We start from the raw sequence: 25,091 nt of genomic DNA on the forward strand, positions 1-25,091 counted from the left end.
ATTCTACCGGGTGTCAGGGGCCCGAGGACGCCGGCGTCGGCGCCGGGTTGGCCGAGACCGGCGGCCTGATCGGCGGGTTGAAACAGGCGCCGAACATGTCGTCGATCCGGTTGGCCTCGGCGATCAGCTCCTCGCGGGTCGCGTTCGGGTTCGCCTTGTAGAACTGGTTCCAGATCTTGCGGATCTGGCTCAGGTGGACCGAGGAGTTGATCTCCTTGGGTATGCCGCGCAGGTTCTCCGCCGAATTGATCTCGGAGGTGGTGAACCGGCCGGGGAAGAGCTTGGCGACCTGGCGCTCGATCGCGTGGTGCACCCACACCTTTCCCTTGAGCCACGGGAAGATCTTGAAGAACGTCGAGCGGTAGTTCTTGGTGGTCGACCCGCCGACGGTGGCGCCGTTCGCGCCGCCCGGGTTGGTGACGCTCACCTTGGGCGGCGGCGCCGAGGCGAGGGGCCCGGCCGTCGTCGCGCCGGCGTTCGGCGACGCGCTCTGCAGCGCGCCGTCCTCGGGCGGAGGCGCCTGCGACGAGGTCTTCTCGGGCGGCTGCTTCGGCTGGTTCGACTCGGGCGGCGGCTCGCCGCCGCCCCCGCCGCCGCCGACCATCGCCATCGCCACCGGAACCGCGGCGGACGCCAGCGCCGGCGCCACGGACTTGGCGTTGGCGACGATGCTGGGGAGGCTGAACGACGGCGCGGAGAAGCCGCGCAGCACCGCGGCGCCGCCCTCGCTGACGCCGGCGATCTCCGAGGCCGCGGCCCCGCCCCCGCCGCCCCCGCCGAACGAGATCCCCTTGACGCCCAGCACCGTGGCCACCACGTCGACCGGCAGGGCGCCCAGCTTGCGGGACAGCTCCTCGTCGGACATCTGTTTGCCGCTGAGGTCCCGGCCGGTGCTCAGCTCGTGCGTGGTCTTGGCCACGTTGGCAGTGCCGACCGCGGCGCCGGCCACGACCAGGCCGGTGACGATGGTGCCCTCGCTGACGCCGGTGATCGCGGCCGCCCCGGCCAGCAGCGGCGCGGCGGCGGTGCCGGCGCTCGCCACGACGACCGCGACCGCGACGACGGTCACCGCCGCGACGGCGAACCCGATCGCCACGTGCTTCCACTGGACCTTCCAGGCGCCGTTGCGGTCCACCTGGTTGACCGGGTCGCAACCCGCGTACGTGTAGAGGTTGGCGGAGTCGCTCAGCCCGGCCGGGTCGGCCGACGCCCAGCGGGCCAGCCAGGGCGCGTAGTACCGCGCGCCCACGTAGTACAGGCCGGTCTCGTTGTCGCGTTCCCGTCCGATGAACCGGTCCCGTTTGCGGGCGTCGGCCTCCGAGCGGGCCGCCCGGTACGCCGTGCTGCCGTACGGCGTGTACTCCTCGAAGCTGAGCAGCCGGCCGTCGCCGTCCGCCTCGACCGTCACCGAGCCGAGATGATCGGGGATCTGGTGCCGGACCTGGCGCCGCGGCGACGAGTCGTCGACGTCGTTGCGGGTGGCGACACGGGCGATGGTGTTCCTGCCGTCGCTGACGGCGAGCGTGCTGCGGACCAGCCCGCGATGCGCCCCGGCGTGCCGCCGGACGACCTCCAGGCCGCCGAGGTAGATCCGGTCGGTCCGGACCTCGCCGCCGGCCCGCTCGGTGACCTTGCGGGTGCGGGCGCCCGAGGAGTCGTACACGTAGTAGGTGCGTTCGGCCCGGCCGTCGCCGGCCCGCTGGCGCTGCGAGGCGCGCAGCTGGTCGAGGTGGTTCCAGCCGATCGTCTCCAGGTGCGGCAACTCCGTCAGGTTGCCGTGCCGGTCGTAGCCGTACCGCTCCTCGGCGGACCTGTGGGTGGAGAGCGTCGTGGTGCTCAGCCGGTTGCCGACCGCCCAGGTCCGGTCCGGGTCGTCGCCGGAGCCGTGCTGCGCGTACGCGAACGTCCGGCGCCACCCGCGGTGCCGGGTGTCGTGACCGCGATGCCGGAGCCGGGTCAGGTTGCCGACCTCGTCGTAGTCGTACTCCTCGGTGTAGCGGGCCACCGCACGCGGGTCGTCCGGCAGGGCGACCCCGGGCAGTCGCGGACCCGCGGGGCGCGGCCGGGCGCCGAGGCGGCTCAGCTGCTCGCGCCCGGTGGCGCGGACCAGCCGGTACAGCGGGTCGTAGGTGTAGTCGCAGCCGGCGTCCACCCGCTGGTTGCGGAAGAAGACCGGCCGGTGTGCGTCGTCGTCGATCGCGGTGATGTTGCCGACCGGGTCGTAGCTGTAACGCAGGCGCTGCAGGTCGCGGCCGGAGCGGCCGCCACGCGCCCGGACGGTGACCATGCCGGTCATCCGGAAGGTGAGCGGGTCGTAGTCGAACGTGGTGACCACGCCGTTGCCGCGTTCCAGCCGCCGCCGGCGGCCCCGGGCGTCGAACACGGTGTGCCGGATGAGCGGCGTCCACCGGGGCTCGCCGTCGGCGGTGTCGCCCTCTATCCGCAGGTCGAGGCCGAGCAGCAGGTTGGAGCGGTTGTAGCGGTAGCGGGTGACGCTGACCCCGAAGCCGTCCTCGGCCGGGTTCGTCAGGGTCAGTACCCGGTTCAGCGCGTCGAACTCCGACGACGCCCGGAACTCGCCGGGCAGCAGCGCGGGCTCCGCGGCGGCGGGCAGGTCGGCGTCGGCGGTGTCGCCGAGGGCCCAGTCGACCACGGTGCGGTACTCCGCGGCGATGCGCCGGATCGACCGCAGCGGATTGCCCTTGAAGTCGTAGTCCGGGCACAGCGCGGCGCCCGACTGGTCGAGATGCAGATAGATCCGGGTGCGGAGGTTGTGCCGCTCGGCGCCCGGCGCGGCCTCGCCGTACACGGTCCGCTCGGTCACCACCTCCCGGTCGCGGTCGTCCGGGTCGGCGCCGCGTACGACGATCCGCACCGCCCGGCGCAACGCGTCGTAGACCGGGCGGGTGCGGTGGCCGCGGCTGTCCCACTGCCGCAGCGGCTTGTCGTCGACGTCGGACAGGGTCCACCGGGTGCCCGTGTCCATGGAGTCGCGGCGCAGCTCGCGGCCGATCAGGTCGAAGACGCTGCGGGCCACCACCCGGCCGCGGGGCGCGAGCTCCGTCATCGAGTCGCGGACGGTCACGAGGTTGCCCTCGATGTCGTACCCGCAGCGGGTGTCCAGCAGGACCGGCGCCGGCCGGAAGCCGTTGTGCGCCCGGGTCAGGAAGGCCCGTTGCAGCGGATCGAGGTAGGTGGTGACCGGGGTGCGGGCGTGCGGCTCGGACTTGACGGCCGCCTCCCGCTCGCGCGGGCCGAGGGCGCCGCCGATCCGCTGTGCGTACCAGGTCTGCCAGCCCGGGCCGGCGGTGGCGAAGTGCCCGGCCATCGCGCCGCCGACGTCGGGGTCGGTGCGCGGGTCCTCGAGCACCGTGTCGTTGCGGTCCCAGGCGGTGCGGTGCCAGGCGCCGAAGGTCACCTTCTCGTAGCTGTGGTCGGGGCTCAGCGTCGCCACGACCCGCTGGGCCGGGTCGTAGAACTTGATCGTGCTGACGCCGTGCTTCGCGCCGAACTCGAAGCCGTGGTCGAAGGTGAAGAACGGCTCGTAGACCCGGACCGGGTTGCCCTTGTTGTTCAGGACCTTCCACCCGGTGGAGATCCAGCGTGGCCGGTCCGGATCCGCCGGGTCGGGGTCGGCCTCCAGCTTGTGCTGCACGTCGTGGCCGAAGCCGTCGCAGTAGGAGAAGGTGTTCTGCAGCCGGGGTTCCTCGCCGGGTGCCAGGTCGCGGGTGTGCGTCTCCCGGACGATGGTGCGCACCGCGGGCGGCTGCGGTGCCGCGCTGTCCCGGGTGCGGTGGTAGGCGAACACGTCGTAGCAGTACCGGCGGCCGGCGCTGCGGATCAGCGCGGGCGCGGTCCGCTCCGGCGGCCCCGCCGGGCCCGGGTCGTCCAGGGCCGCGGCGTCGAAGCCGGCCAGCGAGTCACCGAAGGACTCGCCCTCCTTGCCCATCGACGCGGTGGCGACCAGCATGCCCAGCGTGTCGACCGCCGCCTCGGCCCGGTTGCCGTTGGGATCGGTGACGAACAGGGCGCGCAGCAGGCGGTAGTCCACGCCCGTCTCGCCGGCGACCCGCCGGCCGTCGGCGTCGCGGCGCCCGGCCGTGGTCCGGTTGCCCAGCTGGTCGATCGTCTCGACCACCACGAGGTCGTACCCGTCGTAGACCGCCTCCCGGTCCCGGCTGCTCACCCCGTCCTGGAACGGGTCGCGGGCGCGGCGCGGCAGGAAGAAATGCCGGCGGGCGAAGGCGAGCTCCTCCCCGGCGCCGTCCTCGCCGGCGGGGGAGAGGAAGGCCAGGTCGGTGGGCTGCCACCACTGGCCCGGCGGGTCGTCCGCCGGGAACGCGCCGGCCTCGGCCAGCTCGGACCCGGGCCGGTAGCCGCCCTCGCGCAGCACCGCGTCCAGGTCGTCGAGCAGGTCGGCGCCGTCGCGCCGGAACGCGCGGCGCAGCAGCGGCTCGTCGAAGCACAACCGGAACGTGCAACCGGGCACGGCGCGCGGCTCCAGCGCGCCGAGGGGCAGCGTCGCCAGCGCGTCGCCGGCCGAGGCGCCCAGGTCGTCGGGGCGGTACAGCACCCGGGACTGGTCGATCAGGCGGCGTCGCCGGCCGGCGTCGCCGTCGCCGGCCGGGCCGGCGACCGGCGGCGCGGCCATCGGGTCGAGCGTGCCGGTCCACTCGGCGAAGGCGAAGCGCAGGCCGTCGCGCGGCGCCGCCCCGGTGATCTCGTACGACCGCACGTCGGCGGGGAGCGGCACGCGGAAGTGGTCGACCGTGTCGACGCCGGCGGTCATCGTGTTGTGCGCCCCGGTCACCAGCGTCCGCCCCTGAGCCGCCCGGTCCTCATCGCACGGCAGCGCCGGGTCCGGCGTCCGGCGCCCGTACGCGATGGTCACCTCGTCCAGCACGTGGCCGAAGTCGTCCACCGCCAGGATCAGCGAGTGGTCGACCCGCGGGTCCTCCGGATTGCGCTCGTAGGTGTAGGTCAGGCGTTCGCGGGGGTGCGCGAGGAAGACGGCGTGCCGGTTCGCGCCGCGCCGCTGCAGCGTCCGGATGGTGAAGTTCTGCTCGACGACGGTGTACGGATGCCGCTCGGCCGCGGTGCCGTCGAGCCCGTACACCTCCTGGCGCAGCAGCGAGCCCTTGAGCGCCCGGCAGGCCTCGCGCTCCTCGTCGAAGGTCAGGCCCTCGGGCAGGACGGTGTCGGGAAGCAGCCGCCGGCGGGCCTCGGCGTCGTCGTCGGCCCAGGCCGGCTCCCGGTAGTACTCGCCCCGGTCCTGCGGCCCGAGCAGGCCGGCGAAGTAGTCGCTGACATGTTCGCGTCCCAGGTAGACGCCCGTGTGGAACCAGGACCTGGTGTAGACGGGCGGCACGTCGGCGCTGCCGTCGGCCGGCCCGGCGAAGTCCTCCGTGTCCCACTGCTCCACCAGCCCGAAGCCGCGTGGTTCCCGCTCGACGGCGTCGAAGTACTGGTGGTGGTATGCGTACCGGGAGGTGAACCGGTGCCGGTTGACGCGGTCGAGGACCTCGGTCCGGGCCACCACGTGCACGGGAAACGGGGATCGGGTGATCCACGGGCGGCCGGCCGCCTTGTCGGCGAGGTAGAAGGAGGTCGACGACCGGTAGTGCACCCGCGTCTCGGCGCCGAGGTTGTTCGCCATGCTGGTCAGCAGGTGCGGCTTGGCGCCCATCAGGTCGACGTAGCGCAGCTGCCGGCGCAGGTCGCCCGGCAGCGGTGACGACCAGACCAGGCACGCGGTCCCGTTGCCGAGCAGGTCGAGCAGGTCGACGCCGACCAGGTTGTCGGTCGGCGGGAAGCCGGTCAGGCGGTGCGGCGCGCTCAGCGCGTTGCCGGACTGGTTGAAGTACAGCCGGGGGCCGGTGCCGTGCAGGTAGACGAGGTCGGTGGTGCCGGAGCCGTCGAGGTCACCGAGGCGCACCTTGGCCGGCGAGAACTGGTCCTCGGTGTCGAAGCGCGGGACGTTGCGCAGGGTGATCCGGCGCCCGAACCGGCCGTATCCCAGGTTCGGCCAGTACGCGACGTCGCCGTTGCGGATCCGGACGATGTCCGACAGGCCGTCGCCGGTCATGTCCGCGAGCTGGACGTTCTCGGTGGCGTCGGCGAACACCACCCGGGGCCCCCGCCGCTCGTCACCGGGCACCGGGATCCGGTAGGCCGGACCGAAGCCGTCACGGCCGAGCCCCGGGTACCAGACGATGGCGTCGCCCTCGGTGATGAGCACGTCCGGCAGGCCGTCGCCGTCGAGATCCGCCAGGCGCAGGTTCGGGTCGTTCGGGTCGACGGTGAGCCGGTGGCGGAACGCTCGGAACGGCCGCCAGCCGTCGTCCTCGTCGTGCTCGTAGACGCCGGCGGCCGGCCCGCCGAGCATGGCGAGGTCCAGCCGGCCGTCGCCGCCCAGGTCCATCAGCTGGGCGGCGGCCAGGGTGTGGTTCGGCCGGGCCGGCACCGCCTCGAGCCGGCCGAAGCGCACCTCGCCGTCCGTGGCGCCGCTGAGGTTCGGCAGGTAGTACCAGCCGGTTCCCTGCTCCGTGAAGGCGCCCGGTATCCCCTCGCCGTTGAGGTCCAGCCACCGGAACGTCCGGCCGTCCAGGCCCTGCGGCAGCGATCCGAGCTGGTCCGCGGCGACGGTGCGCACGCGGTGCTGCACGGACGCCTGCGAGTACGTCATCTCCACCGGCGGTAGCGCGCGCCGACGGTAGCCGGCGCCGTCGCGGCGGAACCGGGCCTGGGTGACGGCGACCAGCTTGGTGTAGACCGGCACGTCGACGGTGGTGGGGTCGGTGCGCGGCGAGTAGCTCAGCTCCGCCGCGCCGACCAGCGCGTCCGCGCCGACCGAGGGCTCACCGGGGAAGGAGTGGAACATCAGCATGCGCCGGCAGAGCCGGGACGTCCGGATCTCGAATCCGGACCGGTGACCCGAGAACGGATCGTCCCGGTCGCCCCACGGCCGGTCCGGCTCGATCCGCGGGTTCAGCTCGTCGTGGTCGCCGTAGTCGAAGACCGCGGTGAAGTGCCAGAGCATGTCCCGTGCCGCCGCGTCGTCGAGGAAGCGGGGCCGGTCGCCGCCGGCGTCGAGCAGGGGCGCCGTGTTGCCGTACCGGATCCGCTTGAGGTAGCGCTGCGCGGTGCTGCGGGCGTCATCCTCGGCGGCGTACTCGTAGGCCACGACGTTGCCGCTGGTGTCGCGGGTCTCGCAGACGAGCCAGCCGAAGATGTGCCGCTCGTCGGCCGGGTCGGTGATCCGGGAGCCGGGCCCGGCGCCGTAGCGGGTCAGCACGTTCTCGGGTGACAGGGTCCGCCAGTGCACGTCCGCCGGGTCGTCGGCCCGGGTCCAGCGTTCGATGCGGGCGAACGCCGACTCGATCCGCGGCCGGTACCGGCGCACCTCGTATCCGTCGATCCGCTCCGGTGCGCCGGCCGGCACCAGGTCCTCGGCCGAGGAGAGCACGAAGACGTCGGACTCGTGCGCGTCGTCGTACCGGGGAATGCCCTTGTCGGTCTTGCGGGTGATCGCCGGCAGGTTGAGGCCCCAGCCGAGGCCGAACGCCCCGTTGCCCGACCCGGAGTCGTACGACAGCTCCAGCTGCGGCCCGAAGCCGTCGCGTCCCGGGGTGAGCGGCAGCGGGATCGTGAACGATGCCGTGCCGGTCACGGCGTCGACGCCGAACTTCTCGCCGATGCCGCGGATCGCGCCGCCGCCGGTGGGCAGGGCGATGCTCGGCAGCGCCGGCGCCGCCGGCAGCCCGGGCGCGGGCGGTTGCCGCTGCGGCTCCTGCGGCTCCTGCGGCGCGACCGTGGCAGCCCCGCCGGCGTCCGGAGGCCCGGCGGCGGGCGTGGCTGGCATCATCTCGTCAGGCCCGCCGCGCGCCGGTACGCTCCGAGAGCTCGTAGTGCACGAGAAGGAACACCCGGGTGGTGTCCCGCACCGGCCGCTCGAACTCGAAGCTGCCGACCAGCCGCGTCTCGACGGCGCTGACCGGGCCGACCTCGACGTCCACCATGCCGTGGTAGAAGCCGCATCGCTCGCCGCCCGAGACCAGCTGGAACAGGTAGTCGACCTCGGGTTCGCACCGGGCCCACCCCGCCACCGCGAACTCGACGTCCACGTGCGAGCCGGGCGCCGCGTGCGCGGACTCCATGAAGATCTCGATCCGGCGTACCCGGGCCCCGCGACCGCTTGTCACTGCGGCGAAGTAGTCCCGGGACAGCCGCAGGTCGAGCCGGCGGTAGCCGTCCTCGCCGGTGAACCGGGCCCACTCCTCGGGCATCTCGCGGGCCAGGTCGATGAGCCGCTCGCCCGCGTCGGGCAGGCGCTCCCGGGCGTACGCGGCCGCCGCCCGGCGCAGCACCGGGCCGCCCTCGCGCGCCGTGTAGTTGACGTGCAGCACGGCGTCGGCGAGCTGGTCCAGGTCGAAGTCGTTGTTCTCCGGCGGGATCTCCAGCCGCCAGGTGCTGACCGCGCCGGCGTACTCGAACGGCAGGTACCGCTCGTCGCGGAACATCAGCTCGAACAGCCCGGCGTCGTTCTGCCCGGTGGAGGTGGCGATGGCCTGGCGGTTGCCGAAGTCGCGTACCGCCCGGCGGTCGCCGCATTCCAGCGGGTAGCCCGCGGACGTGCCGCACTGCTCGCCGCACCCGTCGCCGCAGCGGGCGCAGTCCCCGCCGCCGCAGCCGCACGGCCCGGCGGCGGGCTCGTCGCAGCAGCACGCGGCCGGTCCGAGTAGCCGCGGCTCGACCCGGACGGTGCTGGACAGCAGCGTCAACCGGGCGTGCACCCCGGTGTACGGGCCGACGACCGCCGGGACGGTCAGCGAGACGCTCTTGAGCCGGCGCAGGTAGTGGCCGGGATAGTCCAGGTCGAACAGCCACTCGGGAAGCTCGACCGTGCACGCGCCGGTCACCTTGAGGTCCAGGAACGCCGAGCCGAAGAACTTGCGCAGCGAGACGTGCTTGGTCAGCTCGTAGTCGCGGACGTTCTCGCTGGTGTACGCGGCCTCCATGCGACGGACGGCGAGGGTGAGGTGCTCGCCGGCGGTCAGCCCCTGGTGCAGGTCGTTCCAGGCGGAGCGGGGCACGAACCGGCGGTCGGTGAAGCCCCGCTCGACGTTGAACGCGCGTTCGGCCTGCCGGGCGGCGCACTCGGCGATCTCGTACATCTGGCGGTAGAGCGCGGCCACCTCCTTGCCGAGCCAGAGGAACCGCGCGTGCGAGGTGGCCTTGTCCCGCAGCAGTTCCATGACCTCGCGGGAGTTCTCCACCTGGCGCTGGACGCTGTTGACCTCGGCCAGCGCGGCCGCGCGGCGCCGCTCGGCGGCCAGGATGTTCCGTTCGGCCTGCGCGATCTCCAGGGTGGCCACCTCGCGCTGGAACATCCACTCGGTGAGCCGGCGGTCCCAGGTGGCCTCGGTGTTGCGCAGCCCGGCGGTGCCGGACAGGATCGTCGCCACCTGCCCGGAGATCCGGGAGATTCCGGAGAACACGTTCGCCAGCTTGGTGCCGAGCGGCAGCTGGGTGAACGCGGTCGTGCCGACGAAGACGTCCGGGATGGCGCCCATCACCACGCCGATCGCCTCGGACACGCTGGAGGCCCCGGTGGCGCCGAAGGAACCGTTGCTCAGCTCGCGGTAGTCGATCTCCCCGGCGATCTCGCCCCGGATGATGAGCGCGTTGTAGTAGTCGTACCGGGTCTGCGCGATCTGCTTGGCCAGGCGCAGGCCCTGCGCCTGCCAGTCGGAGTCGCGCCACTGCTCCCTGCGGATCGCGCCGGTCAGGTGCAGGACCTGCTGCTCGTGCCGGGCCCGCACGGCGGTGAGCAGCTCGGCGTCGCCCTTCTCCAGCGCGCCCTGCAGCTCGGAACCGAAGCTGGTGACCTGGGCGGCGAAGTCGGCGGCGCGGCTGAGCACGTAGCTGAAGCGGTACGGGCTCGCCGGGCAGCAGCAGTCCGTGCCGCCGCACCCGTCGTCGCCGTCGCACCCGCAGCAGCCGTGGTCGGTGTCGCCCGGCTCCGCGCGCAGCGCCGCGCGCCGGTCGGCCACCCGCTCGTAGAGCGACATCAGCCACGGGTTCAGCGGGGCGTCGCACGGCTCGAAGGTCGCGACGGTGGCGGACTCCCGTTCGCCGCCGCAGCCTTGCGTGGTCACCGGTGTGGGCCCGAGCAGCCTGGCCGCCCCGTCCAGGATGAGCCGGGCCCGGGTCCGGCCGGCGGCGGTGCGCTCCTGTTCCGCGCAGCGCGCCAGCTCCAGCAACGTCTCGAGGTACTCGAGGGTGAGGTGGCGCCGGCGGGCGGTGGCGTCGTCGGCGTCGGTGCCGTCGCAGCAGCCGCCGGAGCGGCGGCTCGCGAACCCCTCGTCGACCAGCGCCGCCTCGCCCCGTCGCCGGCGCCGGGTGCCGCCCTCCCTCGGCCGGTCCGCCGCCGGCCGGCACCACCGGTTGTCGCCCCGCATCGGGTCGTACGCGGTCGCGTACCAGGCGGTGGCCGCCTCCGGGCGGCAGCGCGCCCGCAGGGCGCAGGCCACGGTGATCGCCTCCGCGAACGGGTCGGCGGGGAACAGCGGCGCGCCGGGATCGAAGTACAGGAAGTACGGGTACGCGGTGAGCCGGCCGAGGCCGGGGTTGTCCGCCGGCGGGATCACCACGTCGGGGGTGACCTGCGGCACGACGGTCGCCTGATCGGCGGCGAGGTCGTAGCGGAAGCCGGGATCGGGCGGCGGGACCGCGCCGGGGCTCAGCGCACCCCCGCCGACCCGCAGCAGCAGCGAGTCCCGCTCGCGCCCGACCAGGGTCAGCGTCGTGGTGGCCACGCTCGCGCCGGCCGGGATCCGCAACCCGCCGGCGGAGCGGCGCGGCTGGCGGATCTCGCCGTCGCGCACGTGCGCCCAGACCAGGTGCACCGATCCCTTGGCCGGCCACTCCAGCATGGGCGCCGCCGTGCCGGCGTCGTGCCAGCCGGGCCAGTCGGCCACCTGCTGGATCTCGTCGAACGTCGCCGTGTCGACCAGCCAGAAGTAGTACTCGTCCGGTACGGCGCCGCGACGGTCGCCGCCGTCGTGCGGCCGGAACGGTTGCCCGGCCGGCGGCACGGCCGCGGCCGGCACCCGGAGGAAGCGGGCGCCCAGCCGGATCGCCGCCTCGGTCCACAGCGGAAGCGTCCCATCGGCGGTGCGGGGGAGCACTACCTCGGCCCGCAGCCCGATGCCGCCGCCGTCTCCGCCGCCCCCACCGTCCTCGCCACCGTTGTCGCCGCCGCCGTCTCCGCCGCCGCCGCCGTCGCCGTCGCCGTCGCCGTCGTCCTGGTCGTGGCCGCGCAGCGGCGCCAGCCAGGAGCGGGCGCCGGCGTTCTCCGGGGTGCCCAGCAGCCCCAGGCCCTGGCGGGCCGGCGCCAGCCGGGTGAGCGCGGCGGCGTCGCTCTCCTGCAGGAGCCGCAGGCCGGGGTGGCGCGGCGGGCCGGCGAGCGCGGGCCAGTACTCGAGCCCGCCCGGTACCGGCATGGACACCGTGGCGCGGTGCAGCTCCCGCTCGAGGAGCCGGAAGCTCTCGGTGCGCCGGGCCCGGGCCAGCTCGCGCGCGCCGGCCCCGTTCTCGCGGTAGAGCTCGCCCCGCCGCCGGCCGCCCCACACCTCGCAGGTGGCGTACCGGTCGTCCCACCGGCGGACGAACGCCGGGTCGGGGCGCCACGGCTCCAGGCCGAGCCGGGCCCGGGCGATCAGCGCCTGCGCGGCGGCGATGGCCGCGTCGATGCGCGTGGTGGTCGCCTCCGGGCCGGTCTGCACGTCCAGCAGCAGCAGGTCGCCGAGCTGGTCGGCCGAGGTCACCGCGCCGCCGCCCTTGCCGGGCAGCGGCACCCGGCCGAGCCGGATCAGGTACGCGACAAGCGCGTCGCGCGCGTGCACCCGCAGGCAGTCGTCGAGGCGCCGTAGGTCGCGGTAGCGGACGGGCGCGCCGTTGCCCACGAAGCCGTCGCGCACCAGGGTCACCAGGTTGAGGTTGCCGCCGGAGCCGAGCAGGTCGTCGGCGGCCCACAGGTCGGGCCGGGCCGGCGCGAGGTCGGCGATCGCGAAGCGGTGCATGATCCGCCGGACGATCCGGTCGGCGTGCCACACCCGGGTCGGCCAGCGTTCGTCGGTGAGCGCGTCCGCGTCGATGGTCGTCGCGGGATGGAAGGTGAGCACCTGGGTGGCGTGCGAGAGGTTGACGCCCAGGTGCCGAAGCAGCTGTGCCGGATTGTCCGGCTGGTTCCCGGCGGCCTCGTCGTACAGCAGCCAGACCGGGTCCTCGCTGGCCGGCTCGGCGCGCCGGCCGAGCTCGACGTGGTCGAACAGCCGCTCCCAGACGTCGAACCAGGCCTGCTGGCGTGGCACCGAGGGCGTGGCCCGGTCGTCCGCCGCGGGCGGGAAGTACCTGTCCCGCAGCGGCAGCAGGTTGGGGTCGAAGTCGACCGCGTGCGGCCGCCAGCCGCCCCCGCCGGCGTCGGAGAAGGCCAGCCCGGCCAGCCGGTCGCCGTGCTCGAGCAGGTAACCCAGCTCCGACTGGCCGTAGTCGGAGAAGATCCGCGCCGACAGCCCGAACCGGTAGGCCAGCAGCAGCGCCTTGAAGGCCCGCTGGTATGTGCGGCGGACGTCGCGCAGCGTGCTGACGTACTGGGCGCGGAGCAGCTCCGCCGGCACGCCGCCGACCAGCTTGCCGTTGACGCCCACGTCCAGCGGCGCGTCCTTTTTCGCCTGGTACAGCCGCTCGGTCGGGATGGCGGTCCGGTCGCCGCCGGTGTCCGGCCCCTGGTACTCCACCAGCAGCCCGCACCTGAGCGCCTCGGCGTCGGACAGCTCGTCGTCGCCGGGCGCGTCCCGGACCAGCTCGATGCTCAGGTCGTACACGCCGCGGCGCAGCGCGAGGTCCGAGGTCCGGTGGCAGTCGGGCTCGTCGTTCCAGCGGTGGTTGAGCAGCGTCCAGTGCTTCTGGCCGCGGTTCAGCCGCACCCGCCAGTGCTGGCCGTCGAGCTCGTCGCCGTGCTCTCCGCGGCGCTCGGCGCCCCGGCCCCAGAACGTGTAGGTGCCGTCGTGCTCGACCAGCAGCAGGCCGGACCAGACGCTGCGGAACGCCGCCACCCCGCCGAGGACCTGGGCGCTGCGGGCGCCGATGCCGATGCCGTTGCGTACCCCGGCCCAGCGTTGCTGCGGCGCGGGAAGCGCGGCGTCCAGGGCCGGGATGAGGGTCGGCACCGGCGCGTTCCACGAGTCGCGGGCCGCGGTGTACAGCGCCGTGGTGGCCTGCATCTCGCGCCACAGCGGCGCGCCCGCGGAGGCCACCGTGTGCTCGCCGAGCAGCCCGGTCCCCACCAGGGCGGCCAGGGTGGCGTACGCGCCGCCGGCCGGGGCGTCCCAGGTGACGCCGGGCCGGTGGCCGTCGTCGCTCTCCCAGGGCGGCGGCGCGGCGAAGTTCTCGTCGGCGAGCAGCGACCGGAGCAGCCGGGCGGCGAGCAGCGCGGTGGCCTCGCCCTGGTCGGCGCCGCCGTCCGGCGCGTCGTCCGGGTCGCCGCCGTCGAGGTGCAGCACGTGCTCGGCCAGGTGCCGGGCGATGATCCGGCAGCGGGCGTGGAACAGCGCGAACCGGTGCCGGAACCACCGCCAGCGTGCGGCCTCGTCGGGCTCGGCGACCAGGTGGGTCCAGGCGGTCTCCAGGTCGGTGAAGAGGAAGCCGAACCGGGCCAGCTCCAGGCGGGGCGCGGCGAGCAGGTCGCGTACCGCCTGCGGCTCCTGGCCCTGAAGCGGCCGGATGCGGCTCAGCTTGGTCAGCACGGCGGTCTCGGTGAGCGGTGCGGTTGCCGACAGCTCCGCCGCCGCGCCGTCGTACCGGAAGGGTGAACCCGGCGTGTTCCACATTGCCGCGACGCTGCCGGCCAGCGGCGTGGTCCAGCTGTGCTGGGCGGCGGTCACCGCGACGCCCGCGTCGTGCAGCACGCCGGGGAAAAGGTGCGCGCCGAGGGCGGTGAGCCGGTCGCCGACCGGCTCACCGCCGATCTCCTCGCGCAGCACGTCGCCGATCCGGTGCCACGAGTACGCCTCCGCGGTGTCGTCGTCCACCGTGGCGTCGAGGAGCTTGCGGCGCAGCGCCCACAGCGAGAACCGGGCCTCGTCCTCCGGATCGCGCAGCGGGTCCACCTCGGCCTCGATGCCGGAGGCGAGCGGATAGGGATCGTCGCCGCCGAGGTGCGGTTCGGCGGTGCACAGATAGCTGAGCTCGCCGATGCCGAAGCGGGACGCGAGGATCTTCGAGAGCTGCTCGGCGAACCGCAGCGTGTGGGTGGGGCGGGCGTGCCAGGCGCGGGCCGGCACGGCCGGGTCGAAGCCGCCGAGCCGGGACAGCGGGTCGAGGTTGGCGCGCAGCAGGCGCTGGAAGGTGGCGGCCCGGCCGGGCGACCGGTGCTTGTGGGGGGTACGCCGGGAGAGCTGCGTGATGAACTCGTCGACGACGCCGGGCGGCGGCGCGGCGGGGTCGCGCCAGAGTTCGAGCAGCGTGTCGATGTCCACGGCGGACAGCCCGAAGCGTTCCCGGAGGAGCTGCAGCGCGACCAGCTGCGCGAGGAAGTCGGGATTCACCTGCCCGTCGTCGTCGAAGAGCCGCAGCACCGTGCAGATCCGGGCGAGCTCCGCGAACGACGGCGCGAACGTGCAGCGCAGCTTGCGCCACAGCCGGGCGAGCAGGGCGAGCCGCACCCACGGGCCGTCGGCCTCGGCGTCGTCGAGGACCAGCACGTAGTCCGCGGGGCAGCAGGGCGCGCACTCGGGGAACCGGACCGGCGCGGGCTCGCCGTCGCGCGGCCGGGTGTACAGCTGTCCCGGCACGAAGCCGGTGGCCATCAGCTCGGCCAGCTCGCAGTACTCCAGCCCCAGCCGGGTCAGCAGCTCCGGCAGCGCCGCCGCGACGATCTTCCAGCGGGATCCCTCCCGGTCGAACCCGTACAGCGTGGCGAGGGTCGCGCCCGCGGGCGTCTCGGCGAACAGCGTCGCGTACTCGGCGGGGGAGACGCACAGAGATTCGAGCGCCACGTCGAGGCGCACCGGGTAGCGCCACACGTGCCGGGGGAAGGCCGCCGGTTCGCCCGCGCGGTCCAGGACGAACTCGGTGATGTCGCGGCGGAATCCGCGCAGCACGTCGAACCGGGTGGTGCCCATCGCCTCGAGGTGCCGGCGGTTGACGTCCAGCCGCTGGTCGTATGGGAGCTCCGGCGCCGAGAAGTCGGTGGCCAACAGCTCGTAGGCGGCCGGCTCGGCGACCGGCACGGCGGGGGACGAGTACGCCGGCACCGCGGCGAACCAGGCCTGCGCGGGGTCCGGCACCCCCGTCGGGTCGGTGTCGTGTACGACCCCGGCGCTCGCGCCGTTCGCCGCCATCGCCTCGAGCGACTCGTTGACCAGGTCGATGACCGGAACGGCGATCTCGGCGTTCGCGGCCGTTGCGGCCAGCTCGCCGACCGGCCCGGTGCGACCGGCCAGGATCTCGCCGAGCGGCCGGCCGGCCACCTCGACGTCGAGCAGGGCCTGCAGGTACGCGGTGCTGCCGGTGGGCGACGTCGCACAGCCGGGTTCGCAGTTCACCACGTCACCGGGGTTGATCGGCTGGAACGGGTCGCCGGCCCCGCCGCCGGGCGCGGCGTTCGGGTCGCCGCCGGCGGCGACGAAGATGTCGTACGCGTACTGGTGCGCCGGCGTGCCGATCAGGGCGTCGGCGAACTCCCGCCCGGTCAGTGCGGTGATCGGGTCGCGGCCGGTGAAACCGCGGGCGTACAACGACTCGGCGAGGGAGAAGTGCAGCGTGTCGCCGATGCCGGCCACCGCGGTGACGGCGTAGACGCCGTCCAGCGCGTCGACGGCCCGCGCGAGCCAGGCCGCGGCGTCCGGATCCAGGCCGAGCGTGGCGATCACGGCGTCCCGGTCGGCGGCCGGCAGGCCGTCGCCCCACTCCCAGGCGAGGTTCCCGGCGCCCCGGTACCCGTCGAAGAAGAGCTGGATCAGGTCGGTGACCGGGCGCGGCAGCGTCTCGGGCCGGCCGGGGACGGCCGCGCCGGGCCCGAGGGCCCCGGTGGAGACCTGGAAGAAGGCGTGCAGCATGCGGACGAACGCGGCGACGCGCTCCTCCAGCGTCCCCGGCCCCACGCTGGCCGGCAGCCGGCCCGGGTGGGCGGTGAACACCGTCATCCAGTTCGCGTACGTGATCTCGGGTGGTTTCGGCGCCGGCCAGGGATCGGTGTCGAGGTTCCGGACGCTGTCCAGGGCGAGGCCCTCGGCGAGGACGTCCGCGATCAGCGGCCGGGTGTCGCCCTCCTGCAAGGCCGCGCAGAGCACCAGCTCGAGGTGGGCCCGGGCGAGCGCGGCGTTGCCCATCACGGAGTTCCAGAACGGCGCGATGTCGCGGTCCGGCTCGGGATCGGGGTCCGGCGTGCTGCGGTAGGCCGCGTACCCGGTGGTCAGGGCCAGGCCGACGCCGGGTGCGCAGACCGGGGTGACGCCCTGGGTGGCGCCGAGCGAGCGCAGCCGGCGGGCCGCCATCTCCAGGGAGACCGCGGGGTCCTCGACGATGATGTTCTCCTCGACCGCCTTGCGCAGCACGTCGAGGATCGTCACCTCGTCCGCGAGCGTGGCCAGCCGGTAGCGCACATCGGCCGACACGTCCGGCGGCAGGCTGGCGGCGAGCGCGTAGAAGTACTGCGGCGGGACGTCGAACTGCGGGTTCACTGCGACACCACCACCGACACCGTCGGTACGTTGCCGGACGGCGTCGACAGGCCCGGGAACACCGGGAGGGTCAGGCACACCTCGGTGGCGTCCTTGGACTTCTGTTCGCAGGCCAGCGCCGCGGACACCCCGTAGACGTACTTGGCGAGCACCTCGGCCCGGGTGCTGTGCACCGCGTAGTAGGTGACCAGGTCCGCCTCGAACTGGCGGCGCGCGGTCTCGTCCGCGCCGACGTCGCGGTACAGGTCCTCCAGGGGTCTGCGCGGTTCGGGCAGCGGCTCGAGGATGCGGTTGTAGACGATCTCCCGGGCGATGTGCCGGGACTGCGCGGGGGTCAGCGCCGCGAGGTCCGGCGGGCTTCCCGGCCCGGGGTCCTGGGCCACGACTGTCTGCATGGCCTTCAGCACGGCGTCGAACGGCGGTGGCGTCCCGTCCGCCGGAACGTCCAGAAAGGTGGTTCCGGGCGGCAGCCCGACCAGCGGCGCGGGCAGCGCGACGTAGGCGGCCACCGGGTCGAGGCCGGCGTACGCGTTCGGCGTCGGCGGATTCGGCAGCGATCCCGGTGCCAGCTCGACGTTGAAGTTGAAGTTCTTCGCCGACACCGGGGTGGTCTGCCCGTTGGCCGTCCGGGTGACGATGAGCCGCAGGTCGCGGCTGAGATATTCGCCGGCGCCCGGCGTCGGCACCTGGACGCCGGCGGTGGCGACCGGGCCGGGCCCGGGCGGCCCCGGGTCGTTGTGCTGCAGGATCGTGGCGTTGGGGTCCGTGGGATCGTAGATCGCCGTGCCGAGCAGGGCGCCGGGCTTCTTGGCGTCCGGATCGGCGAACGAGCGGTCCCGGACCTCGACCGTGAGACCCTCGAGATAGTCCGTGAACTTGATGCCGCTCGTGGGCTTCTCCGGATGCAACCGGACGACGATGACGGACATGGGCCCTCCCCGAGCACGGCGCATCGACGGGCTCTCCGCAGCGGCGAGTTCCCCCGGTGGTGTGTCCACCCTGGTGCTTACGCGCGGTGTGGACAATGCGTCGTTCGGTTACCTGACAGTCCGGTCACCCGAAGGGGCGACGATCGATCCAGAGCCGGGTGGGCCGTACCGACGAGTTCCGGACGACGAGTTCGGGGACGACCAGCAGGCGGTGTGCCGGCCGGCGAGAGCCCTCGATCAGCCGGGAGACGAGCAGCTCGACCGCCATCCGGCCGAGGTGGCCCTTCGCCGGGCGGATCGCGGTCAGCGGGGGCTCGCCCAGCTGCGCGATCTCGTCGTCGTACGAGACGACGGCCAGGTCACCGGGGACCGCGATGCCCTCTTCGGCGCAGAATCGGACCAGCGAGATGGCGTCCGGGTCGCTGTGCACCACCAGCGCCGTGGCACCGGCCCGCCGGCAGCGGCGCAGGATGGCGGCGAGGTGAAGGCGGTGGTCGGGTATGTCCGGACGTACCGACGCACGGAACACCAGGTCGTCGGCGAGGTCGAGGCGCAGACACGCCCGCGCGAAGCCCCGGGCGATGTGGTCGGCGTTTGGGCTGATCGGCGTCAGGACCAGGCCGATCCGGCGGTTGCCCTGACGTACCAGGTGGCGCAGCGCGGTCTCGACCCCGGCATCGTGATCACTGCGTACCCATTCCAGCGGCGCGGCGGAGCAGCCCGGCCGCCCCGGCGGAATCCGTTCCGCCTCCTCGACGGAATCGAGCCGCGCCGACGGCGTCTGGCGTTCCATCATGACGCAGGGCACCGGCAGCGCCCCGATCCAGGCGAGCATCTCCTCGCCGTTCTCGGCGTCCAGGTTCGGGGCGAGGAGCAGGCCCGAGATCCGTTCGGATTCGAGCAGCCGGGTGATCTGACGACGGTCCTCGCCGGCGTCGTAGCTCGAACCACGCAGCCGCAGTTCGACACCCAGCACGGCCGCCGCGGTGCGCGCGCCCGCGACGACCGGCGGCCAGAAGAAGTCCAGTGTCGGTACGACCATGCCGAGGGTGAACCTGATGGCCGGCCGGCGGGCCCGCCGGTGCTCCGGTGCGAGCTGCGTCGGCAGCACGGCCCCGCCGTGCACCTTCGTGAGCAGCCTCGCCTGCGCCAGCGCGGCGATGTCGCGCCGCACGGTGATCTGGCTGACCTGGAGCAGTTCGGCGAGCTCGACGACCCGGACCGCGCCGTGCTGCCGGAGCTCGGTCATCAGGCGCTCGCGGCGTTGCGTGTTGAACGCTCGTGGTGTCGGCATGTGGCACCGCCCCGGCCGCTCGTCGTGTCCTTTCCGATGCCTGCCCGGCCGGTGATCGATGGTTATCGAACCGGATCGGGCATGGCTGGACTGTAGCCCTCACCGGGAGAGATTGCGCCCGCTCGGTCCTATGGAGATTGGGACCGGCGTTCAGGTCACCGACGCCGAGAACGAGTTGACGGTCAGGCCGATGCCGCCGGCCCAGGGCTCGAATCCCGCCTGGATGCTGGTGAGGTACCAGCTGCTGGATCCGTGCCCTCGGGCGATCGAGTCGTTCAGGAACGCCTTGACGTCGAAGCTCCAGCTCGAGATCGCCGACGCCGAGACGTACGAGATCACGTTGTTCGAGCCGTTGCTCCCGGTCCAGACCTGCCAGCTGCGACCGCCGACGGACGCCGTACCGGTGACCGAGCCGATGGGTTGCGGTGTCGCCGACCTGTTGAACCAGATCATGATCTCCTGCTGGTTGACGCCGTTGGTCCTCGGCGTGGGATCCAGCCAGATGTCGTAGGCCGCGGCGTACTTGGCGTTGGCGAACGTGTAGCTGATGCTGCTCCGGGCGCTGCCGATTCCGCTGATCCGCCGCGGCGTACGCAGGCCCGGGCTGCACAGCGTGTAGTGACAGCCGAGGAAGATCGAGGGGTAGGACACCGGACCGGACGCGTTGACGCCGTCCTGGCGGGTGATCTGGAAGCCGTTGCCGGTCACGTTGATGCACTGGGTGGCGGTGGAGCCCCAGACGTTGTTCTGTACGTAGTAGTCGCCCTGCACGGTCGAACCGAATCGGGAACAGATCGGTCCGGTGGCGGCGTTCGCCGTCGTCGACCACGCCGCCGCGGCGCCGCCGGCCAACGCCAGCGACAGGACCAGTGGCAGCAGCCGAATTCGCTGTCTTCTCATCGATGGGTCCTTTCCGGACAGGGAAAGTGACATCGACATCAATGAGTAGACGGGGTTTTAACGCACGACTACAGGGCGGTTACAATCGATCACATTCGATCAAACCCGATCAGCTGTCCTGCATGGACCTCTGACGCGCATGCCATGTGATCGAATCTGCTCGATTCGGATCGATCGAGAACCGCGCATTGTGCGACGGCCGTCCGGCGCCTTCGAATACGTGCGTGCTTCGATCTCAGGACACCGCGGCGGTGCTGGCCGCTCTGGCGCTGATCGTCAACGCGCACCCGGGCACGGCGCGGGCCGACGGAGAGTTCGACCAGGTCACCAACGGCACCTTCGACACGACGGCCGCGCCGTGGGTGGCGTACGGCACCGCGAGCGGCAAGCTGCGCGCCGTCGACGGGCAGGCCTGTGTCGACACCGGCACGGGCTCGATCAACCCGTGGGACTCGATGCTGGCCCTGCCCTACCTGCGGATCCAGAACGGGGCGACCTACACCCTGACGTTCGATGCCCGCGGCACCGCCACGGTGCCGGTGACCGTGGTGTTCCAGCAGAACTCCGGCGGCTACTCCACTGTGCTCGGCGGCGCCAGGACCATGACGCCCGGGATGACCACGTACACATTGACCGGCACCGGCAAGGGCGACTTCGCCGACGGCCAGCTGGCATTCCAGTTCGGCGGCAAGCCCGACTTCACCTTCTGCATCGACAACGTCAGCCTCAGGGGCGGCGATCCGGTCCCGCCGTACGAGCCCGACACCGGACCGCGGATGCGCGTCAACCAGGTCGGCTATCTTCCGTACGGGCCGAAGGCGGCCACCCTGGTCACGACCGCGACCACGGCGGTGCCCTGGGCCCTGAACGACGCCGCCGGCAAGGTCGTGCGCAGCGGCTGGAGTACGGCGCGCGGCGTCGACCCGACCTCCGGCCAGAACGTGCACACGCTCGACTTCTCGTCATACCGCCGCGGCGGCTCCGGGTACACCCTCACCGCGGACGGCGCGACCAGCCATCCGTTCCCGATCTCCGGCGCCGCGTACCGGGCGCTGCGCGTCGACAGCAAGACGTTCTTCTACACCCAGCGCAGCGGCACCCCGATCCTCGACACCGTCGCGCCGGGCTACGCGCGCGCCGCCGGCCACGTCGGCGTCGCGCCGAACCAGGGCGACGACGCCGTGCCGTGCCTGCCGCCGGCGGTGTTCGCGGACCACTGGACCTGCCCGGCCGGCTTCACCCGCGACGTCACCGGCGGCTGGTACGACGCCGGCGACCACGGCAAGTACGTCGTCAACGGCGGGATCGCGGTCGCTCAACTGATGTCGGAGTACGAGCGCAACCGGATCGCCGGCGGCACCGACCGGCGGGCGCTGCGGGACGGGACGCTGCGGGTTCCCGAGCGCGGCAACAACGTGCCGGACATCCTCGACGAGGCACGCTGGGAGCTCGACTTCCTGTTGAGGATGCAGGTGCCGGGCGGCCGGCCGCTGGCCGGGATGGCGTACCACAAGATCAGCGACACCACCTGGACCGGGCTGCCGCTCGCACCCGCGGCGGACGCGAAGGCCCGCGCCCTCCACCGGCCGTCGACCGCCGCGACGCTCAACCTGGCCGCCGCCGCGGCGCAGGGCGCCAGGCTGTTCCGGCGCTTCGACAGGGCGTACGCCGGCCGGCTGCTGACCGCGGCCCGCACCGCGTACGCCGCCGCCGAGGCCAACCCGGCGCTGTACGCCTCGAACGCCGACGGCACCGGTGGCGGTGCGTACGCCGACGGCGACGCGGCCGACGAGTTCTACTGGGCCGCGGCGGAGCTGTACCTCACCACCGGCGAGCGGGCCTACCGCGCGGACGTGCTCGGCTCGCCGCTGCACACCGCGGACGTCTTCGACCCGGACGGCTTCCACTGGGGTTCGACCGCGGCGCTGGGCCGGCTCGACCTGGCCACCGTCGACAGCGACCTGCCCCGGCGGCGGGCCGTCCGCGCCTCGGTGGTCGCGGCCGCCGACGCGCTTATCGCATTGCAGCTCGACCAGGCCTACGGGCAGCCGTACGCGCCGGCGGACGACAGGTGGGCATGGGGCTCGAACGGCGCGATCCTCAACAACATGGTGGTGATCGGCACCGCGTACGACCTGACCGGCCGGTCCAGGTACCGGGAGGCGGTGCTCACCGCTGCGGACTTCCTGTTCGGCCGCAACGCGCTGAACATCTCGTACGTCACCGGCTACGGCACTGTCTACGCGCGGAACCAGCACACCCGGATGTACGCGCATCAACTCGACCCGAGCCTGCCGCACCCGCCGGCCGGCACCGTCGCCGGCGGCCCGAACTCCGGCCTGCAGGATCCGCTGTCCGGGGTGAGGCTCGCCGGCTGCGTCGCACAGTTCTGCTACCTGGACGACATCAACGCCTACTCGACGAACGAGATAGCGGTCAACTGGAACTCGGGCCTGTCCTGGGTGTCGTCCTTCCTCGCCGACCAGAAGAACGGCTGACCGGCCCCGAGGTGGGTTTCGGCACCGGCTGGGGCACCGAAAACCCACGGGGCACCGCCGGCGCGGGTGACCCCTGCGAACTCGGCTCAGTCGTCGGAGCCGTGTCCGCCGCGGCCGTGGTCGTCCGTGCCGTTGTCGTCGCTGCCGTGTCCGCCGCGGCCGTGGTCGTCCGTGCCGTTGTCGTCGGAGCCGCGCCCGCGGCGGTCGTCGGCGGACGAGCGGGTCGCCGCCCCGCCCGACGTCTTGACGCGGTGCCGCAGCACCGCACCCGTCGCCCGGTCGACGTCGATGTCGTGCCGCACGCCGTCGGTCACGACGTCGACGTCCCAGACCGCGCGGCCGTGCTCGGTCTCGGACTCGATGCCGGTGACCCGGCCGCCGCCGGCGGCCCGCAGCGCGATCGTGCGGGCGGCGTCGATGGTGACCGCCCGCGGCGACGCGGCCGGGGGCGTGGTGGCGGCGGGTGCCGGGGCCGCGGGGGCGGCGTCGTCGTCCGCCGAGCCGGTCGGCACCGGGTCGCCATTCGGCAGCATCTCCACGGCGCCGCCGCGGTCGTCGGGCGATGCGCTGGGTGTCGGTTCGTCGCCGCCGGCGGCGAGCGCGGTGCCGCCGAGGGCGAGCGCGGCGGCCACGCCGGCGGCGAGGGTGGAGACGGTGCGAAGCCTGATCATCGTTGAACCTCCGGTGCTGGTGACTGTCGAACGAATGCACAGTCGCCTACCGGGGCTTAGCGGCACGCTGTGCGACCTCTAAGCCCCGGTTAAGGGCCCGGCCAGTTCCAGCACCACCCGGGCGCCGCCGTCGCGTCCGGCCTCCACCCGCATCGACCCGCCGGCGGTCTCGGCGGCCTGCCGGGCGATGTCCAGGCCCAGGCCGGTCGAGCCCGAGCCGGAGACCCCGCGGCGCGGCGCCGACGACGCGAAACCCGGCCCGGAGTCCGAGACGGTCAGGACGCCGCCGCCGGGCCGCGCGGTCAGCGAAACGGCGAAGTCCGTGCCGTCCGGGGTGTGCGCGAAGACGTTGCCCAGCAGGGCGTCGAGCGCCGCGGCGAGGTCGTCGGCGGCGACGGCCACCGGCAGCGGCGCGGCGGGCAGCTCACGGCGTACCCCACGGTCCGTGTCCTCGGCCAGCACGGACCAGAAGGCGACCCGCTCGGCCACCACGGCCGTGGCGTCGCAGCCGGTACGGGGGCGCGTCGCGCCGCGGCGGCGGGACTCGCGGATGACCGCCGTGACGGCCCGTTCGATCGCGTCCGCCGCGGCCGCGAGCCGCGCCGCGTCGTCCGGGTCGCGCAGCGTCTCCGCCTCCAGCCGCAGCGCCGTGAGCGGGGTTCGCAACCGGTGCGACAGGTCCGCGACCTGCTCACGCTCCTGCCGCAACAGGTCCTGGATGCGCCCGGCCAGGTGGTTGAGGGCGCCGGCCACCTCCCGCACCTCCGGCGGCCCTGCGGGGGAGGCCCGCGCCGACAGCTCCGCCCGCGCCAGGCGGTGCGAGACCGCCGACAGGTCCGCGATCGGGGCGACCAGCGCCCGGGCGAACCGGTCCGCGATCAGCAGCCCCAGCAGCACCAGCGCGACGCCGAGCCCGGCGAGCACGAGCCACGCCTGGGCCACACCACGGGTCAGCTCCGCGCGCGGCACCACCGTGCGCACCACCGCCGTGCCCTGCGCGGTGACCACCGGTACGACGATCTCCCGTCCGGCCGCGCCGTCCACCGTGTACGACTGCCCGGCCGCGCCCGCCAGCCGCACCGCCGCCGTGGGCGGCGCCGGCGCGCCGAGCACCCGCCCGTCCGGCAGGTAGACCGTCACCGGCACCGACGCCCCGTTCAACGACAGCTCCAGCTCACTGGAGTCGCTCGTGCCCACCAGCGGCACGATGGCGCGGACCACGTTGTCGGCGCGGCTCACCGCGCGGTCCGCGGCGACCTGCCGCACGAGCAGCGCCAGCGGCACCAGGAAGGCCAGCAGCACGAGGCCGGTGGTGGCGGCGACGAGCAGGGTGAGGCGGCGCCTCATGCCGGCTCACTCAGCCGCACGCCCACCCCCCGCACGGTGTGCAGATAGCGCGGCGTCTGCGCGGTCTCGCCGAGCTTGCGGCGCAGCCAGGACAGGTGCACGTCGACCGTCTTGTCGGCGCCGCCGTACGGCACCTGCCAGACCTCGGCCAGCAGCTCACGCTTCGTCACCACCTGCCCCGCGCGGGCCGCCAGGTGGTGCAGCAGGTCGAACTCGCGCGGCGTGAGGTCGAGCTGCGCGCCGTCCAGCGAGGCCGTCCGGGCGCCGGCGTCGATGCGCAGCCCGCCGACGACGATCGCGGCCTGCTCCGGCCGGTCCTCGCCGCCACGGCGTAGCACCGCACGCACCCGGGCGTCCAGCTGCGCGGCCGTGAACGGCTTGACCATGTAGTCGTCGGCGCCCGCGTCCAGCACCCGGACGATCTCCTCGTCGTCGTCGCGGGCGGTCGCCACGATCACCGGCACCGCGCTAACCGCCCGCAGCATGCGCAGCAGTTCGCCGCCGTCGAGGTCGGGCAGGCCGAGGTCGAGCACGACCAGATCGGGCCGCTCGGCCAGGGCGGTCTGCAGCCCGTGCATCGCGGTGTGCGACGCCGCCACCGCGTGACCCCGCTCGCGCAGCGCCCGCAGCAGGTGGGTACGGATCGCCGAGTCGTCCTCGATCAGCAGCAGGTGGGCCATCACCGCACCGTAACCCGGATGCGCCCG

At 73.6% G+C, this 25,091-nt stretch carries 9 protein-coding genes; 1 reads left to right on the top strand and 8 read right to left on the bottom strand.

The genetic code is table 11. The features are described 5' to 3' along the window. Positions 1-13: 13 nt before the first annotated feature. The 5 genes from AB0B58_RS11790 to AB0B58_RS11810 form a co-directional block, all read right to left on the bottom strand. Positions 14-7,864 (bottom strand): SpvB/TcaC N-terminal domain-containing protein, encoded by a 7,851-nt coding sequence (locus tag AB0B58_RS11790; protein ID WP_360221605.1) that lies wholly within the window; start codon positions 7,862-7,864, stop codon positions 14-16. Between the two features lie 4 nt (positions 7,865-7,868). Further along, positions 7,869-16,745 (bottom strand): neuraminidase-like domain-containing protein, encoded by an 8,877-nt coding sequence (locus AB0B58_RS11795; RefSeq protein WP_360221608.1) that lies wholly within the window; start codon positions 16,743-16,745, stop codon positions 7,869-7,871. After that, entirely contained in the window at positions 16,742-17,674 is a 933-nt protein-coding gene (locus AB0B58_RS11800; RefSeq protein WP_360221611.1) for a hypothetical protein, read from the bottom strand. Before AB0B58_RS11800 ends, AB0B58_RS11795 begins: the two co-directional genes overlap by 4 nt. A gap of 124 nt (positions 17,675-17,798) precedes the next feature. Next, positions 17,799-18,968: a substrate-binding domain-containing protein gene (locus tag AB0B58_RS11805; protein ID WP_360221614.1), complete on the bottom strand. Its 1,170-nt coding sequence runs from the start codon at positions 18,966-18,968 to the stop codon at positions 17,799-17,801. A gap of 150 nt (positions 18,969-19,118) precedes the next feature. Further along, the gene (locus tag AB0B58_RS11810; RefSeq protein WP_360221617.1) at positions 19,119-19,868 is read right to left on the bottom strand and encodes a GH12 family glycosyl hydrolase domain-containing protein; all 750 of its coding nucleotides are present in this window, start codon (positions 19,866-19,868) and stop codon (positions 19,119-19,121) included. A gap of 224 nt (positions 19,869-20,092) precedes the next feature. On the opposite strand from AB0B58_RS11810, the gene AB0B58_RS11815 reads away from it, so the two are divergent. Further along, on the top strand, positions 20,093-22,366 hold the full coding sequence (locus AB0B58_RS11815; protein ID WP_360221620.1) for a glycoside hydrolase family 9 protein: 2,274 nt from the start codon (positions 20,093-20,095) through the stop codon (positions 22,364-22,366). Positions 22,367-22,452: 86 nt separating this feature from the next. Here AB0B58_RS11815 and AB0B58_RS11820 read toward each other — a convergent pair whose 3' ends face one another. The 3 genes from AB0B58_RS11820 to AB0B58_RS11830 all read right to left on the bottom strand — a co-directional run bounded on the left by AB0B58_RS11820 (position 22,453) and on the right by AB0B58_RS11830 (position 25,064). Next, a complete protein-coding gene (locus AB0B58_RS11820; RefSeq protein WP_360221623.1) occupies positions 22,453-23,037 on the bottom strand; it encodes a PepSY domain-containing protein in 585 nt (194 codons plus the stop codon). 78 nt (positions 23,038-23,115) lie between these two features. Further along, the gene (locus AB0B58_RS11825; RefSeq protein WP_360221626.1) at positions 23,116-24,384 is read right to left on the bottom strand and encodes a HAMP domain-containing sensor histidine kinase; all 1,269 of its coding nucleotides are present in this window, start codon (positions 24,382-24,384) and stop codon (positions 23,116-23,118) included. Further along, entirely contained in the window at positions 24,381-25,064 is a 684-nt protein-coding gene (locus tag AB0B58_RS11830; protein ID WP_360221629.1) for a response regulator transcription factor, read from the bottom strand. Before AB0B58_RS11830 ends, AB0B58_RS11825 begins: the two co-directional genes overlap by 4 nt. Between the last annotated feature and the right edge of the window lie 27 nt (positions 25,065-25,091).

Origin of the sequence: Actinoplanes sp. NPDC049118 (assembly GCF_040648555.1) — a bacterium.
Taxonomy (GTDB): domain Bacteria; phylum Actinomycetota; class Actinomycetes; order Mycobacteriales; family Micromonosporaceae; genus Actinoplanes.

Coding starts and splice junctions, on each gene's coding strand:
- AB0B58_RS11790 (WP_360221605.1), bottom strand. CDS start 7,864: ATGATGCCAGCCACGCCCGCCGCCGGGCCTCCGGACGCCGGCGGGGCT.
- AB0B58_RS11800 (WP_360221611.1), bottom strand. CDS start 17,674: ATGTCCGTCATCGTCGTCCGGTTGCATCCGGAGAAGCCCACGAGCGGC.
- AB0B58_RS11805 (WP_360221614.1), bottom strand. CDS start 18,968: ATGCCGACACCACGAGCGTTCAACACGCAACGCCGCGAGCGCCTGATG.
- AB0B58_RS11810 (WP_360221617.1), bottom strand. CDS start 19,868: ATGAGAAGACAGCGAATTCGGCTGCTGCCACTGGTCCTGTCGCTGGCG.
- AB0B58_RS11820 (WP_360221623.1), bottom strand. CDS start 23,037: ATGATCAGGCTTCGCACCGTCTCCACCCTCGCCGCCGGCGTGGCCGCC.
- AB0B58_RS11825 (WP_360221626.1), bottom strand. CDS start 24,384: ATGAGGCGCCGCCTCACCCTGCTCGTCGCCGCCACCACCGGCCTCGTG.
- AB0B58_RS11830 (WP_360221629.1), bottom strand. CDS start 25,064: ATGGCCCACCTGCTGCTGATCGAGGACGACTCGGCGATCCGTACCCAC.